Here is a 16,277-nt window from a genome sequence, read left to right as displayed (position 1 = left end):
TTTTTCTTTACTTAAGACGATTCTTTGTAAAATACATAAAAAGACCGTCACAGTATTGTGACGGAAAAACAGGAAAATTTCAATAACTAATTACTATTATTATTTATTTGTAGTTTTTAAGGCATCTAACACTATTTTGGTTGCTTCTGCAATAAGCTTATCATCGTATTTAGCATCCTCTTTATCATGATTAGAAAGTATCGCAAGAACAATTGGCTTTTTATTTGGTGGCCAAATAATTGCGATATCATTTCTAGTTCCATAAGATCCCGAGCCAGTCTTATCAGCTACTTCCCATCCTCCTGGAACTCCGGCACGAATTAAGTTGTCTCCCGTAGTATTCCTTTTCATCCAATCTATTAATAAATCCCGTTTCTCAGTTGAAAGTACATCTCCTAGCGTGAAAGCCTGAAGACTAGTAGCTAATGCCTTTGGGGTACTAGTATCATGTACGTCTCCTGGATGCACTTCGTTTAATTCTGGTTCAAAACGTTCAGGATTTGTAACGGTATCTCCTATTTCTCTCAGTGATTTTTTGAATTCACTAGGTCCACCTAATTGTTTAAGAATAAGATTCTGTGCAGTATTATCACTATATCGAAGGGAAGCATCTGCAAGCTCTTTCAGAGTCATACCCCTATCAACATACTTTTCTGTAATTGGATTGTAATTAACAAGATCTTCACGAGTATACAAAACTCTTTGATTTAGATCTTCTATTGATTTCTTTTGTAAAAGTACTCCCACAGCTAAAGCTTTGTGGGTAGATGCGTATGCAAACCGTTTATCTGATTGATACGTAACGGTTTGATTCGTATCAGTGTCCAATGCATAAATACCGAGTTTAGCATCAAATTCTTTTTCAAGTTTAGCAAAAGAATCATTACCAGTAGTTTCTTGTTTGATTTGATTTGTTTGTTTCGTTTGTTTAGGTGATTCAGATTGAGTATTACTATCGGAACAGCCTATAAGCGTTGCACATGAAAGAAATACTACAGGTACCATCTTTTTGTAATGTAAAATGTTAAAAAACTTGTTTAAGACTATCATACATTTTCAACCTCTTTCAAGAATATATGGTTTTTCTAGGTGTTATACATATCGATACAATTAAAGAGTGTATCGGATATCACTCTTCTTGCATCTCACTTTTCATAAAATGAGCGAACTATCATGAGCCCCTGTTTTATACGTATACTTAATAGACAACCTAAGCAACAAGTTTGTTCCATTTTTATCAGTAGTCGTATCTAGAAACCTAAAAAAGTCCATTTAGAAGATTTAAATGGACTTTTTCACTCATATCATACTATCTATAGTTAAACAAATAAGATTAAATACATTTAAATTTCCTTGTTTTATCTAATAAACTGTTTAGGCATTTCTTTAACGTGCTTATCATCATCACGCCAATCATAGGTTTCTTTCTGTGAAATATCTAAAGTTTGATCTCCAATTCTAACAATATTCTTATTTATCCATTCAATATATGGATCGGTATCTGGATAGTTCCAATATATATTTTTCTCTGAATCTGTATCAAGATTAACTAATTCACCCCTAACAGCATCCGCACTTAATGATCCTGCATTATGAAAATAAGTCTTGATGAGATATTTTCCATCTGGAGATTTCACTGTTCGAATTAATTCCCCTTTTGGAACACCTTGCAAACTAAAAAATTTCCAATATCCAAATCCAATTATAATTACTAACATAGTAAGTATAGTTAGTAATACATTTCTTTTTGTTTTTTTAATTTCACCTTTTGTATTTATAATACTCATTCAACTCCATTCCATAGAAAGAATACCATATTATACCATTAAGTAAATGGTATAATATATCAAAAATAAAAATCCTCCCGTAATAGTATTATAAAAAGAGCATGTGATGGTCTCTCTATTTATAAAGTGAAACTTTAATCCCCCTCACCAGTCGGGCTGCCCGTTAATACGGGATAAACATGAAAATTCCCATTTAGGAAAAATTAAAAAAATCAGACAGTATACTTGAATTGCTCTTCGCAAGAGAATATACTAATAAAGCAGGCTATGACGTTCCTTCCTTCTAACTTCTTTGGCGAAATAGGGATGTTACTTTCCTGCTAAACACATAGGCTATGACAATTCTTCCTTCTTTGTAGAAATTTCAAATTGTTTTAGAGTTGTCAATTCCCTATGAAAAATAATTAGACTATAAAACCTCTTTCTTCTTTGGTCCTGAATAAACTTTAGTTTATCAAACCATTGATGTAGAGGTTTTCTTTTCTTAATTAACAAATTACCACTTAACAACTAAATGTTATACCCCTAATTTTTCACTAAAAAATAGCTATGTACCCTCTGTGCATTTCTCTACAATTAGTGTGTTTATGCATGTAAAAATAAAAATCTACCACTGAAAGGAGGACAGTCAGACTATTCCCCTCTTTTATAAGGAGTGAATAGCTGGCGTTCTCATGAAAAATTCTATTTATATAAGAAGAAGTTTGAAAGTAATTATAAAAAGAGAAGAAAATAAACTACCGAACATTTATTTAGCCACTGTTTTAAAAAACTTGGAAAGTTTAGGATTTACTTTTTCCGAGCCTTTAATAGAAGAGTTGCAAACACTTTCGGTTGATGCATTCACATCGTTTTACAAAGAGTTGGTAAAACATTTAAAAGAAATGGTTGGAGCACATATTCAGTTTACTCCTATGTATCCAAACTTTCCGCAACAAATGATGGATTTAAGTGACGCTGATTTATACATCAATGCCATTATTCATTATGTGACGTTGCGCCTACCTGTATCAAAAATAGAAGAACGACTTCCTCTTTTAGATAGCGTTGATTTGAAAGTTATTGACTTAGGAAGTGAAGAAGATTTCAATCAAATGATTTCTCAATTGATTAGTGCAAACAGCTCTATTTCCTCAACTGATAAGACAGATGTAGAATGGGCTATTACACACACTGAAGATGTTTCCTGTTTTCTACCTAATGTAATTCCTCATAAGGAAAATATGTCTTTTATAATTGGGGTTTTATTAATAAACAGAAAAATATCAGCCGATGCTGCTGCAAAGTATTTTAAAACAGCAACTGATGTTCTTCGCCTTGCAGTTGCTTTATCTGAAGGCGATGTGAGTTTAGCATCCTCCGTTCGATTCAAGAAGTTTAACCGAGCAGAAAGACGCTTCCTTTTAGGATTGTTAGAGCAATGCGGAAACATTACCGAAGATATGCTTCGATACAAAAAACGTTGGATTCGTTTAGGTGAAATTCTTCATCCAGCAGAATATCATACTCGTTTCTCCAAAACCCACCGAGCATTTGAGATTCTTCGCAACAACATTAAAGTTGAAACATTTAATGGAAAAATAGAAGCAGCTTTGTTGAATCGTGATATCATGACAGCGAAAAATCTTTTAAAAACTCGCCCGGGGGAATTTGCCAGACGCTTGGATCATTTAATCCGTTTATGTAGTGATAAGTCAACAGATGTTTTCAATATTCTCGAAGATTTTCTAAGTATAATAGGAAACGTTTCTACTCCTGTATTACTTCAACTTACGGCTCATTTTAAGCATCGAAATGATAAAAATGAATTTCGTACCTTTTTTCCAAAGGGAAATGTAGCAAAAGCTATAGGTATTGAAAATACACTTCCATTTATCTCAGAGGCTATTTGTTTAATGATTGTAAAAATGTGTGAAGATACTTTAAAAAAGCGCTTCGCAGAACTTCCAAGTCTCGGAAAAGTATTTTTGGATGAACAGTTAAAAAATCACTTAGTCCCCTTCTCTCAACGTTCAGCCAGCAAAGCGCTTCGCACATTATCTCGAGGAAGTAAAGTAGATTTACCAGAAGGAGATACGATTCGTTTTTTCCTATGGTGGAAAGAAGGCTATGTGAATGGACAACATACAGGACGCGTTGACATTGATTTGTCTGCTGCAATGTACGACGAAGATTGGCAATACAAAGAACATGTATCCTTCACAAACTTACGTTCAAAAAATTTCAAAGCCTACCATAGCGGAGATATTACTTCTGCACCAAAGGGGGCATCTGAATTCATTGATTTCGATATTCCGTCTGTGCTGAAATACGGTGGACGCTATGTAGTCATGACTTTGCTTTCTTACACAGACCAACCATATAAAGATTTACCAGAATGCTTTACTGGTTGGATGGTTCGTCAATATCCTGGTTCAGGTGAAATATTTGAACCTTCTACTGTTCAAGATAAAGTGGATATTACTGCCGACACCCAAATATCTATTCCAGTTATCTTAGACTTAAAGGAACGAAAATTGATTTGGACAGATTTGTCTCTTACAAGAGATCTAACTTATGATAATACCATCGAGGCTAATCAAAAAGGTATGATACTAGTTGGAAAGGCTTTTACTAATTTAGTTAAACCGAATTTATATGATTTGTTCCGATTACATATTGAAGCTAGAGGTGAACTCGTTCAAGACATCGAAGAAGCAGAAAGCATTTTTTCTTTGGATAAAGGGATTACTCCTTTTGATATCGAAAAAATAATATCTGATTTTATCGCTGACCCACAAGACTAACTACATTACAAACATTGATAATGTGTGGAAAATATCCATGTATAATGTCTATGTGAAACAGGACCTGATAGATGAATATCAGGTCCTGTTTTTTTATTTAGTAGATACTAAATAGTCCGGTTAATCACTATTCATCTAAATACACTATACTAATAAAGTGAAATTTATTCGAAAGAAGTTCATTAGTTAATATGTATCTAATTAAGAAACATTCATATACCAGCCCAAACATCTTTTCCATATCGCCCTTCATCTTGCACACGATCCAACCAATTCCTTGCTTCTTGTTCACTGACTTCATGAATTTCTTGATATGCTTGACAAAGGGTATCTTCTACGTCAGGAGCCATTTTACTTCCATCACCACATATATAAAGATGGGCCCCATTATCTAATAACGAAATTAAATGGATTCTATCTTCTTTTATTACATGCTGTACATATGTTTTAGGGTGTCCTTCTAAGCGAGAAAAAGCTGTGTGTAAAGAGATTAATCCCTCTCTTTCATCATTTTCTAATTCTGTACGATAGAGATAATCCTTTTCAGGATGACGACAACCAAAGTATAGATGTGCTTCTCCTACCTTCATACCTTTTTGCTTTTGCACACGACGCGCTTGTAAGAATCCACGGAATGGTGCAATTCCAGTGCCTGGTCCAACCATGATAATTGGTGTTTCTGGATTTTCAGGTAATTGAAAGTTTGATTGTGGCGTTCGAATGAAACAGATAATCTCATCTTTATTATGACGCTGAGCTAAATAATTAGAAGCTACTCCTTCATATGTCCCTACCCCACTCCATGCAGGTGCATGAACAACACCAACCGTAATACTCAGACGATCCTGTGCAACGAGTGGAGAGCTTGAAATAGAATAGTAACGCGGTTTGAGCGCAGGAAGAAGTTCTAAAAAGCGTTCAAATCGGAGTTCACAAGCCTCATACTTTTCAAGAAGATCCAACATTGACATACGTTTCTTTAATATTTGTTCATGATAAACTCCCTCTTCCAATAATGATTCCAATTCCTTTTTATGAGGAGGGCATGCTGTGAATGTCACCATTTCTCGTATTTGTGCTCGAGTGGCTGCTTCTTGCACTTCTACACTATAACTAAGAAGGTCAAATAAACGAACAGGACTGTCTAAAGGTATGTGATTTACACTACGCCCACTTGCGCTCAATATGACTTGATCCTTCCCGTTTAATCCAAAGCGTTTTAAAATTCGGTTGACATTTTTCTCACTATTAATTGGCAGCACCCCAAGGTGGTCTCCTTCTTGATACGTAGCGCCTTCTGGCAAGGATATCTCGATATGTCGTGTGCTTCTATCACTGCTAGATGATTGAAGTTCACGATTTTCCAATATAGATGCATAAACTGCTTCATATGTTCGCGCAAGAGGCGATCCTCCAAGACGACTAACAAATTGTAAACTTAATGTACTGCGTTCTTTCTCAATGTTTTTGTTAAGTTCCAATCCAAATGCCTTCATCGCATCAGACCACATACTTTGTTTCCATTGCTCGAGCTGTTCCTCGAAATCACCACTTGCATCCGCTTCTCCACGTGTAGAAAATCTTGTTGCTCCTTTTTGAGCCATTTGCTCATCAATGTATCTTGGAATTCGCTGATAAGTACTAGCCCAATTATGATCTCCACAACCAAAAACTGCGTATTGAACACCTTTTAGTTCATCCGGTTTTAATTCCTCCAACCATTGCACAAACTGCCCTGCATTACTTGGTGGTTTTCCATTATAAGAAGAAGTTACAATAAGAACCGCCCCTTCTTTTGGCAGACTTCCAATTCGATCGTTAAGAGCTACCACTTCCGTTTGAACACCTTCTAAACTAGCTGTATCTGCTAGTTCTCTTGCAATACCTTCTGCTACCCCTGTATCCGATCCATACAGAACAAGAAGCGAAAGATTATCGGCTCCAATAATAGAAGGAGTCTTCTGAACTTGCTGTTCGATTTCATCGTTTTTCAATTTCTCCTCTATAGGCGCAAGAACAGTAGTATGGCTAATAGTTTGATTTCGGGGTAGAATCCTAATTTTAAAATCACCAGGCTTTAGCGTTAATGTTTGTTTTACGTCCAGCTGATAGTCTTGATAATCGATGAATTCAAAATGTTGAAGAAGCATTCCCATTACGAGTGTGGCTTCATGAAGTGCAAACTGCATACCGATACATGCTCGTTGACCATTTCCAAATGGCTTATAAGCATGATGAGGAACCTTATCCAACTCTTCAAATCGTTCAGGTTGGAATTCTTCCACATTATCTCCCCACGCGTCTTTATCCCTATGTAGCTGCGGAATAAGAACAGAAATACGATCTTCTCCTTTTTTAATTGGATATTTCCCACCAATCACTGTATCTTCTTTTGCATAGAGACTGAATGCTGGAGCAGTAGGCCATAGACGTAGCGATTCATTTAAAATCATCCGGATATACTTAAGTTTCATAACTTGTTGGTATGTTGGTGTAGGATCTGTCAAAACACGATCTACTTCTTCATAGGCTTTTTTCAATTTATCTGGATTCTTTAATAAAAAATAGATTGCAAAAGATAACAATCCACTTGTTGTCTCATGCCCAGCTATTAAAAAAGTGATAATTTGAAAACGAATATTTTCATCATCTAATTTTTCACCAGTTTCCGGATCCTGCACATTTAACATACGGGAAAGTAAATCATTTTCTTCCTGATTTCCACTACTTTTACGTTCAGCAATAATATTATCTACTAAAGAAAACATGGATTGAATATCATGCTGAAATTGACGTTTCGTTCTCCACATGAGTTTGTCTTCTATATCCAGTCGCTGTAATTGGTGCATCGCCTCATCTAGAGCACGGGTCATGCTAGTGATAAAAGGATGAGAGGTCTCACGATAAAAGCTATTGAATCGGTAATTAAAACCACACAGACCAATTGTATCTAATGTAAGGCGAGTCATATCCTCCGGAACATCCACGTTTTCATTTGGATTAAGCCGTGCCCATTTTTGAACGAGTTGTACGGCAATATCGACCATCATGGCATGGTAATCTTTCATTGCCCGTTGGCTGAATGTGGGCATCAAAATATTATGAGCTTTTTTCCAGTTAGGCTCGTGAGTCTCGCTTGTAAATAATCCGTCTCCAGCAAAGGCACGAACCTTTGCTAAAGCACCCTCTATACTTTTATCGAACCGTGTTTCGTCACAGACTTCTGCTACCAGTTCATGTCCAGAAACGACAATGATGGTATCACTTAAAGTTTGAATTCGAAAAATGGGACCATACTCTTCCGCCAACTTGATAAACGATAAGGTCGGTTTATCTTTATCGATTAATGGGAGATTCCCCAGCGGTCCATATGTTTTCGGCTGAGGAATGGCAGATACTTTTTTATCCATTAAAAACACCCTTTCAAAAAAGCATGAAATAAAATATCCCATTCAATAAAAAGAAGATAACAATGAATCGCCTGGGATAAAGATATGTAATTGATTACCTTATTTTATCTTTTCCCTAACTATTCACGATTATGATATTGCTTATAAGGTTGGTAATCTAAGTTGTTTGTTGACATTAGTTTTATAACTTGCAGAAAAAAATACTAAATGAAAATGAAGCGTATTATTATTATGTTTATCAGAAATTGAGAGCTAAAGATTGTAGTATTTGGAAAATCAGTAATTTCTAATGTCTATTCAAACAAATACGATAAGCAAGTATACTGCGTTACTAGTGAAAAGGATCTGATATGAATATCAGATCCTTTTCACTATGTGTAATTATTTCACTGGTTCTTTTCCAGGTTTAAATACCAGCGCCTTAGCAACAGAAATTTGCATTTTTTCATGGTCTAACTAATCAGCAAAAAAAACTTGTAGGAATCATTATCTCGCGTTTTATTTTGCTCTACCGATTTAACCTCTCGACAGCTTCCGGGCTTGTATCTACACGTTTAACGAAAAAAACTAATAGTAGTGCAACAACATTCATGCCAAGCGCTACATAGAATGAATATTGAATTCCGGATAATAATGCCTTCTGAGTTAATATTGCCTTCGTAGCTTCTGTGAAGGTTGTTGGATCTACTTCAGACATTAGACTTTCAGCTTTTGTTTTTGTTACTGAATTCATAATCGTAACAAGAATAGCAGTACCAATCGAACCGGACACTTGTTGAGCTGTATTATTAACAGCCGTACCGTGCGGATTTAAGCGAGTTGGCAATTGATTAAGGCCATTTGTCATAAGTGGCATCATCACCATCGCCATCCCAAACATCCGCAGTGTGTAAATAAGAATAATATGTGTGTGACTAGAGTCGATTTGCAGGTTTGCCAGCATATAAGTTGAAACAGCTGTAATGGAAAGTCCTACTATGCCAAGAATTCGCGGGCCATATTTATCAAATAGTTTACCTGTAATTGGTGACATAACCCCCATTATTACCGCACCTGGAAGCATCATCAGCCCAGAGCTCAGCGGCGAAATACCGCGGACATTTTGTACATAAGCTGGTGTTAAAATCATACCCGAAAACATAGCCACCGCATTGACAATTGCAATTACAGACGCAAGTGCAAACATTGGGTACTTGTAAACACGTAAATCCAATAAAGGCTCATTCATTTTTAATTGACGGATAATGAAAGCAATTAGGGAAATAGCGCCTATGATTAAGGCTGTTAAGACCACTTTATTCGTCCAACCATCGGAGCTTGCAGAACTGAATCCATATAACAAACCGCCAAAACCGACAGAAGATAATAGTAATGAGAGATAATCAAGTTTTGCATTTTTGTTTTGTCTCATGACATTCTCCGATTTCCAAATCCCTAACAGTAAGCTAATGATTGCTAGCGGTAAAATCATTTCAAACAGCAAACGCCAGTCATAGTACTCTACAATATAACCTGATAGTGTCGGTCCGATTGCTGGAGCTGTAATCATAACTAATCCAAAAATCCCCATTGCTGTTCCCCTTTTTTCTCTTGGAAAGCTTACTAGCATAATATTCATTAACAAAGGCCCCATGACTGAAGAACCTGCTGCTTGAACCATCCGGCCAGTAAGTAATAAACCGAAGTTCGGTGCTACAGCTGCTAAGGCCGTACCAAAAATAAAAATCACCATAGATGTAATAAATAAGCTCCTATTGGAGAAGCGGGTTATTAAAAATGCTGATGCCGGAATTAATATACCACTTACAAGCATATACCCTGTAGAAAGCCACTGGATTGTTGAATAATCTTTAATGTCTAAATCCTTCATGATTGATGGCAAGGCTACATTTAAAAGGGAGTTATTTAAAAATGAAACAAATGCCCCAATAAAAAGGATTACAAGCATTAAATATGGTGGTTTTCTTTTATGTAATGTTTCATTCATATATTTATTTGCCCCTTCATTATAAATTCCATTGATTCGTTTAAATCGTTTGCATATCTGCACAAAAATACATTATCCTTGCAGTATTTTGCCAAACTCTTCGTATAGATATTCTCTTTTTAACAATTCCACTTGATCAACATAACATTTTAAAATTTTTTTATTGATTACACTTTTATAAACATTTAAATACAGGCTTGTAAATCTAGTTATGTAACCATCCATAAAAAGGAATATTACATAGGCTAAGTCAAACATTACATTTTTAAAGTGAGGGGATTAAGCTTATGTACCAATATTGGTATTTGAATTCAAAGGGAAACGGTGAAACATATAATAACCAAATTTCAATGTCGTCATTATATTCACAGCCCCAAATAACTAAAGCGGAGGGAATGGATAGTCTGAAGGTTCCTGAGAATTGGAGTTGTCGAGTCTATCCATTTGGTTGGGATTCACCAGCCAATTATACGGGTTTCAATCCCCAATTCCCTCCCTTCTCTTGGGGGCAGCCAAGCCATTATGCAGGGATGATGCCCCAAGGTCATCCTGCTAATTGGACTCCATTACCAGGCCATGCTGCTTTTAATTTTCAAAAACCTCCCTTCCCCTGGGCCCAACCATTCAATCATGCAGGGATGTTCGCACACGGTAATCTTGCCGCTTTACTATCGCCGCCAGCTAAGGCTTTTAAATTCAGTACCAATAACTGGGGTATTTTCGGAAACTCTCCAGGATGGGGCGGACAGATAAGTCCCATGGGATGGGGGAATAACGGAGGTTACGGTCAGCCAGGAATGCTTGGAAACTTACTTACAGTGGGAAAAGGCACCATGAATGGAATCGGAATGCTTAGTAGTCTAATCGGTATGGGGAAGTTCTTCTTTTAGTTCATTAGCACGGGCGGATAGGTCCATAGCCCAGACAAAAAAACATTTCCTTTTCCATTGATTTAATCTTCTCAAATATGCCCCCTGAGTGTATTTATTGTATGGTTCCAGTACTCCCTCCAAGCTCGTTTCCTCTCCTTTCAAATTATAAAAACATCTATTACCTTGTATGTGATAACTTGATAGAGGTGTGGTGACATCAACAAAACGCAAATTTCGTACACTAAGCAAAACGTTACAAAAAAACGGTTCCTTTACGAAAGAACCGTTTTTTTGTAGTTTTTATTTATTTGAAAAGTAGTCAAATCTTCTTTCACTAGTTAACACTTTGAACACGGCCAATTTGTCCATCTTGTAATCGAACTTTAATGCCGTATGTATGTGTTTCACTATGTGTTAAAATGTCTTTCACAACACCACTTACAGTTTTGCTATAGTCATTATCTAATTGAATAACTACATGTGAACCAACTGAAATTTGTGATCTTGTTGGTTTCCCACCTGTTGCTTGTGTTGTTTTTTCTTGTTTTTGTGTTCTCTGTTGTTGCTGAGTCTTCTGCTCTTCTTGTTTACGCTTCTCTTCTTCTGCTCTTTGCTGCTCTACTTGCTTGCGTTTTTCTTCCTCTACTCTTTGTTGCTCTTCTTGTTTACGCTTCTCTTCTTCTACTCTTTGTTGCTCTTCTTGCTTACGTTTTTCTTCTTCTGCTCTTTGTTGCTCTTCTTGCTTACGCTTCTCTTCTTCTGCTCTTTGTTGCTCTACTTGTTTACGCTTCTCTTCTTCTGCTCTTTGTTGCTCTTCTTGCTTACGTTTTTCTTCCTCCGCTACTTTTTTATCTTCATCTATTTTTTGCTCATCTGATGCTACTTTTAATTTTTCTTCTTCACCTTTACAAGCACTTAAAGACATTACACACAAACTCAAAAGTACAAAAAATAACAATTTCTTTAACATTAAAAAATCCTCCTATATATACATTACAAATCAATAACTTTCATATCATAACAAAAATGTATGTATTTCTTTGTCAAAATTTGTCGTATATATTTAATTTTGACTAACACTCACGCTACAATAAAGGCGGAGATTATTATTATATCGATTCGTGCATAGGAATTACGTTCGTTTGCTAGTCAAGTGAACTTAATTAATGAAATACAAAGAAAAACCTTCACCTTATGTATAAAAGGATCTTTCGATTGAAGATCCTTTTATATTGCTCATTTAACTAAATAGATTGGTTAATTACATAACGCTTTTCTAACTTTCCTTGCGAAGCTTAGCGGATCATCAACGTCTTCGATATTAACGTAAATTAAATTTGGATCATCACATAACCACTCATTGTGTATAGACGAAACGATTATTCCTTGTTTAATAATTGTAGCAACAAATCCATTGACCTCTTTTTGTAAGAGCGCTACCCGTCCTAAACATAATGCCCGTCCAGTTTTATTATCTCTTGATTCGAATGAGAAGGAAGTTGTTACTCTAAAACGTTTTCCTAAAATTGTTGCCTTTATTTCATCCCGATTTATTGTTGCCACGCATTTTCCACCGGCGAATCCTTCTTGGCCACCGATAATTCTTACAAACTGTTGACAAATTAATTCATCATTACACGCCATACCTTGAATCATCCCCCTTTTACTGTTAGGTTATGAATGAATACGTCGGTCTGAAACGGTAATGAATCTATTCTATTACAAAAAAGATTATCGGAATCTCACGAAATCTATTATATGGTAAAACATTTTTAGAGAGCATAAAAAAAAACACCCTAAGGTGCCATCCTCCGACTTGAGAATCATATCTATGTATGGAGAAATTTTGAAAAGAGAAGTTTCTAACTATAATTTATAGAGCTCTTATACCATGAATTACTTACGTACATATTCCCTTATTTACCCGAAGAAGAATCCCGTTATATTACTTTCTGACCAGTCTCGTTAAAGCCATCCCAATAAATCCAGCACCCATCCCTATTAGCCATCCAGCATGCGTATCGCCTAATATAGATCCCACTCCTCCGCCAAGAAACATGCAGCCAACGAATACTAATCCTCCAATTCCCCAATTCGGTCGTTCCATAATGCAATCACATCCCTTCAATAAAACATATGCGATTAACTAGCCTAACTTTCTTGCATAGGATAGTTAATTATTTTGCTTATGCTTAGCACTTCAGGGAATTCAAAAAAAGCGGAGATTGAGCCATTTGAATGGATTGCAGAAGGAGAGTTTCATTTTTTCATATTATAATAACTTAGGAATGTGTTCCACAATTTATGACTCACCCCACCGCTATCCAGCTCAGAAAAGAAAGCAAAAACGAAAATTATATGCATCATTGACTACTGTTAATGAGACGTTATGTTAACCTCACATGAAGACCCTATTCATCCAAATTTATACAAAGTTGTCCTTGCTGATGGTACAATTAAAGTCATGGAGGGATATTATGGGAATTTATTATGTAATAACATTACTTCTTATAAACGGCGCTGCAATATTATTGTTTTTCTTGTCTGTTTCACCAAAAATTAAGGCTAAAAATCTATCATCAATAATGGTCTGTTTAGGGATAAATCTAATCATAAGTCCAGCGGCTCTTCTTATAGGTGGGATAACTGATTATGCAGGTGTGGCGGCTAATTATGGAGCTTATTTTGCGGGTGAGTCGGCAACGGCCCCTCCTCCAGTTAGTCGTGCACTTTATTTTTTAGGAGGATTTCTCTTCATTCAGGGAATACCGCTTCTCATACTACTTGCAGCTTTTTGGAAGTTTGCAAGAGCAAAGAAAACAAAACTAGTATAGAAGAATGAGTGGGTGCCTTTTTAGAGTAGGGATCCGCTTTTTTCTGGCTACCAATAATAGGACGTTATGTCATACAATGGAGTTACTATTAGAAAACTATGAGGATGATTACGTTGATAAAATTTGTAATTAGTTATGCTGTAAGTCTGTTTGCTTTTATTTTCGGATGGTTCTTGATTTCATATATTTCTCATCCTAGCTTTATTCACCCGAACGTTGTATTAGAATTCATTAAAACGATCGTCACTTATGGTAGTATACCGGCTCTTGTAGCTTGTCTAATTGGGGAAGTATTATACAGGAAAATCAAACGATGTAGAGAATTTCAATTTGGAATTCCTGGATTTATAGGACTAGCAGTTATCTATACACTTATACCCTTTCTTTTTCTTTTTCCTTTTAATTTTTCCCATTTCTTTGATTTCGTTGCACCTGTTATTATGGGGGCCTTATCTTTTTATTTAGTACGTAGAAAAATATAATTAACTTCCATTAACGAGAATGATGTAAATAAGCTGTCCATATGGGCTAGTTTATTATATTTTTTTCTTAGCGTAGTTTTTTTCCGAAATGCTGATGTGGTACCCTTATATAGGGCTTTTTCTCAATAAACCATACAACTTAACATGGTAAAATAATAGTTGGATGGGAGCCCAATACATATGATGGTTCAAGTTGAAGAAAGACACCTTAGAGTGTCTTTTCTTTATAAGGGGCCCGCCCCATCGCCATCAAGCTAAGAAAAGCAAATACCCCCAAAAAAGAAAAATTGAGCCAAACTCTAATAAATAACTGTGAAAAGGTAAAATTTTTGTTATGGGAGGTTTCTCAAAATATTAGCTTGATGGGCATGTTGTGGTACCTATTTAAGGGGAAATATGGATGAATTCCTCTCATTCTTTATTTTTATGACATTAGGAGGGGCTAGTCCCTATTTTGTAAAAGAGAAATAGAAAAAGAGTGCTTTTGTAAATAACACTCCCCCATTATTCTGCCATTCTCTTTTATCAATAGGCCCAACAGGAACAGCAATAAAACTAGTATTTGGATCAGTAACTACTGTACTTAGATAGTTCAGACTGCTATATCTAACACAAATGTTAACTTTCAGGAGGGGGACCCCCTTTTATATATTGAAAGCTATTTGGAGTGAATCTGTGTTCCTTATATATTATGAAATGGGTTTACAATTGTGACATAAGGGCTTGTTTTTAATATTTTTTTAATTTTTATAGGTTTTTTCCTTATACTAGTACGTTTGCGGATTCATAAGTTATAAGGTGTAAGTGGGTGAAAGATAAGGTTGGTGTATAAATGAGTGAATTTAGAAAGAGATTTGAGATTCCGTGTGAGTGTTTTTTCCCCCCTGTACCTCTACCTCAAATAGGGCCGACTGGACCTACTGGACCTACTGGACCTACTGGACCAACGGGACCTACTGGATCAACTGGGCCGACTGGGCCGACTGGGCCGACTGGACCTACGGCAGTAGCGTGTTGTCCATGTACTAATATTCTTGATAACCCTGGATTTGACGAACCACCATTAGTAGGCGATCTAGTTCCAGGTTGGAATCAAATTGGGGATGTTACAGAAGTAGGTTTTCCAAACGCCCATAGTGGTCGTATTCTTTCAAATGGGACACTTAGTATCTTAGCTGCGTCAATTGAACCAGGTGGAAGTATTAATCAATCGGTTGATGTTGGCGAAGGTTGTTGTTTTACGTTTTCTTTTGCTGCGGATATAAGGGATGGTGCACTTCTTATAGCTTCTGTATCTTTCCCAGAACTTGGACATGGATGTCCTCCTCTCCCTGCAACTCTTGGACCATCGAATATTCCGAATATTGTCCCAGCTTCGAATCAACCGCAATCTAGCTTCCAACATTATACTCTTGTTGTGTGTATACCTGCTGGTGTGACTACAGCATGTGTTGCTTTCCAAAATATTGCTACAGGTGGGGAAGGAGCAACAGCTTTTGTTGATAATGTTGTATTCCAACCTACTGGTGGACCTTGTACTTCATGTTCACAAAATTTCTAATGTATTGATGCACTTGCAGTTTTTTAATGCGGTTTTTAGTATAAAAAAAGAGAGAGATTATAAAAATCTTTCTCTTTTTTATTTATAAATTATTATCTATTGTAATAAATCTCAAAAAAGGAAACAGGTTTTTTACTTCCAAAAATATCTTAACGTATAATATCCGCTTTTTGACGTCAGGACCCATGCCCATTTTTAATGGATAAATAGTGTTTTAAGAGTTTTTTAGTTTATTTGAACGAAAGTTCACTTTGTTTCCGTTCTTAAGTTGATGGGCATGGGGTACCGCCAGTATTTCGGAAAAAACCACGCTAAGAGTATACAAGATTTTATACAGTTTTTCGGTTAATCCAATAACAGACAAGAACCCTAAAACCGCACCAGGATAGGAATGTATAAAAAATGCATAGATCCATAGAACAAAAAAGATGATTCCCTTGTGAAAGTAGGGATTCTTCTTTTTCTTCGCTACCGTTAACAAGAATTGTGTAAATACGCTGTCCATATGGGCAGCTTATTTTATTTTTGCTTAGCCTGGATTTTTTCAAATATACGATA

General features: G+C 36.1%; 12 protein-coding genes. 5 read left to right on the top strand and 7 right to left on the bottom strand.

What is annotated here, in order from left to right:
* Window positions 1-99: 99 nt before the first annotated feature.
* The gene (gene bla, locus QCI44_RS12175) at window positions 100-1,050 is read right to left on the bottom strand and encodes a class A beta-lactamase (RefSeq protein ID WP_098412944.1); all 951 of its coding nucleotides are present in this window, start codon (window positions 1,048-1,050) and stop codon (window positions 100-102) included.
* A 308-nt stretch (window positions 1,051-1,358) separates the two neighbouring features.
* On the bottom strand, window positions 1,359-1,787 hold the full coding sequence (locus QCI44_RS12170) for a DUF5412 domain-containing protein (RefSeq protein WP_016087230.1): 429 nt from the start codon (window positions 1,785-1,787) through the stop codon (window positions 1,359-1,361).
* A 674-nt stretch (window positions 1,788-2,461) separates the two neighbouring features.
* Between QCI44_RS12170 and QCI44_RS12165 the strand changes: the two genes are divergently transcribed.
* Window positions 2,462-4,573: a TerD family protein gene (locus QCI44_RS12165; RefSeq protein ID WP_033659719.1), complete on the top strand. Its 2,112-nt coding sequence runs from the start codon at window positions 2,462-2,464 to the stop codon at window positions 4,571-4,573.
* Between the two features lie 212 nt (window positions 4,574-4,785).
* On the opposite strand, the gene cypD is transcribed toward QCI44_RS12165, so the two are convergent.
* Both cypD and QCI44_RS12155 read right to left on the bottom strand, forming a co-directional pair.
* On the bottom strand, window positions 4,786-7,983 hold the full coding sequence (gene cypD / locus QCI44_RS12160) for a bifunctional P-450/NADPH--P450 reductase (protein WP_016134886.1): 3,198 nt from the start codon (window positions 7,981-7,983) through the stop codon (window positions 4,786-4,788).
* Window positions 7,984-8,491: 508 nt separating this feature from the next.
* The gene (locus QCI44_RS12155; RefSeq protein WP_033660094.1) at window positions 8,492-9,970 is read right to left on the bottom strand and encodes a DHA2 family efflux MFS transporter permease subunit; all 1,479 of its coding nucleotides are present in this window, start codon (window positions 9,968-9,970) and stop codon (window positions 8,492-8,494) included.
* Between the two features lie 287 nt (window positions 9,971-10,257).
* On the opposite strand from QCI44_RS12155, the gene QCI44_RS12150 reads away from it, so the two are divergent.
* Complete coding sequence (locus QCI44_RS12150; RefSeq protein WP_016134888.1) at window positions 10,258-10,860, top strand: hypothetical protein; 603 nt, start codon at window positions 10,258-10,260, stop codon at window positions 10,858-10,860.
* 316 nt (window positions 10,861-11,176) lie between these two features.
* Here the strand turns inward: QCI44_RS12150 and QCI44_RS12145 are convergent, their stop codons facing one another.
* The 3 genes from QCI44_RS12145 to QCI44_RS12135 form a co-directional block, all read right to left on the bottom strand.
* A complete protein-coding gene (locus QCI44_RS12145) occupies window positions 11,177-11,812 on the bottom strand; it encodes a YwbE family protein (RefSeq protein ID WP_353811155.1) in 636 nt (211 codons plus the stop codon).
* Between the two features lie 287 nt (window positions 11,813-12,099).
* Entirely contained in the window at window positions 12,100-12,486 is a 387-nt protein-coding gene (locus QCI44_RS12140) for a DUF1259 domain-containing protein (RefSeq protein ID WP_016134890.1), read from the bottom strand.
* A gap of 301 nt (window positions 12,487-12,787) precedes the next feature.
* Window positions 12,788-12,949, bottom strand: coding sequence for a hypothetical protein (locus QCI44_RS12135; RefSeq protein WP_000441005.1), 162 nt, complete (start codon window positions 12,947-12,949; stop codon window positions 12,788-12,790).
* 370 nt (window positions 12,950-13,319) lie between these two features.
* Between QCI44_RS12135 and QCI44_RS12130 the strand changes: the two genes are divergently transcribed.
* The 3 genes from QCI44_RS12130 (at window position 13,320) to QCI44_RS12120 (ending at window position 15,719) form a co-directional block, all read left to right on the top strand.
* Window positions 13,320-13,676, top strand: a complete 357-nt coding sequence (locus QCI44_RS12130) for a hypothetical protein (protein ID WP_016134891.1) — start codon at window positions 13,320-13,322, stop codon at window positions 13,674-13,676.
* A gap of 104 nt (window positions 13,677-13,780) precedes the next feature.
* Window positions 13,781-14,158, top strand: coding sequence for a hypothetical protein (locus QCI44_RS12125; RefSeq protein WP_033659860.1), 378 nt, complete (start codon window positions 13,781-13,783; stop codon window positions 14,156-14,158).
* Between the two features lie 832 nt (window positions 14,159-14,990).
* Complete coding sequence (locus QCI44_RS12120; RefSeq protein ID WP_353811154.1) at window positions 14,991-15,719, top strand: collagen-like protein; 729 nt, start codon at window positions 14,991-14,993, stop codon at window positions 15,717-15,719.
* The last annotated feature ends 558 nt before the right edge of the window (window positions 15,720-16,277 follow it).

This window comes from Bacillus cereus group sp. RP37, from assembly GCF_040459695.1.
Lineage (GTDB): Bacteria > Bacillota > Bacilli > Bacillales > Bacillaceae_G > Bacillus_A.
This window is presented reverse-complemented; position numbering and strand designations above follow the sequence as displayed.

Bases quoted from the DNA above. Each gene is read 5' to 3' on its own strand.
- bla (WP_098412944.1), bottom strand. From the start codon at position 1,050: ATGATAGTCTTAAACAAGTTTTTTAACATTTTACATTACAAAAAGATG.
- QCI44_RS12170 (WP_016087230.1), bottom strand. From the start codon at position 1,787: ATGAGTATTATAAATACAAAAGGTGAAATTAAAAAAACAAAAAGAAAT.
- QCI44_RS12165 (WP_033659719.1), top strand. From the start codon at position 2,462: ATGAAAAATTCTATTTATATAAGAAGAAGTTTGAAAGTAATTATAAAA.
- cypD (WP_016134886.1), bottom strand. From the start codon at position 7,983: ATGGATAAAAAAGTATCTGCCATTCCTCAGCCGAAAACATATGGACCG.
- QCI44_RS12155 (WP_033660094.1), bottom strand. From the start codon at position 9,970: ATGAATGAAACATTACATAAAAGAAAACCACCATATTTAATGCTTGTA.
- QCI44_RS12150 (WP_016134888.1), top strand. From the start codon at position 10,258: ATGTACCAATATTGGTATTTGAATTCAAAGGGAAACGGTGAAACATAT.
- QCI44_RS12145 (WP_353811155.1), bottom strand. From the start codon at position 11,812: ATGTTAAAGAAATTGTTATTTTTTGTACTTTTGAGTTTGTGTGTAATG.
- QCI44_RS12140 (WP_016134890.1), bottom strand. From the start codon at position 12,486: ATGGCGTGTAATGATGAATTAATTTGTCAACAGTTTGTAAGAATTATC.
- QCI44_RS12135 (WP_000441005.1), bottom strand. From the start codon at position 12,949: ATGGAACGACCGAATTGGGGAATTGGAGGATTAGTATTCGTTGGCTGC.
- QCI44_RS12130 (WP_016134891.1), top strand. From the start codon at position 13,320: ATGGGAATTTATTATGTAATAACATTACTTCTTATAAACGGCGCTGCA.
- QCI44_RS12125 (WP_033659860.1), top strand. From the start codon at position 13,781: ATGATTACGTTGATAAAATTTGTAATTAGTTATGCTGTAAGTCTGTTT.
- QCI44_RS12120 (WP_353811154.1), top strand. From the start codon at position 14,991: ATGAGTGAATTTAGAAAGAGATTTGAGATTCCGTGTGAGTGTTTTTTC.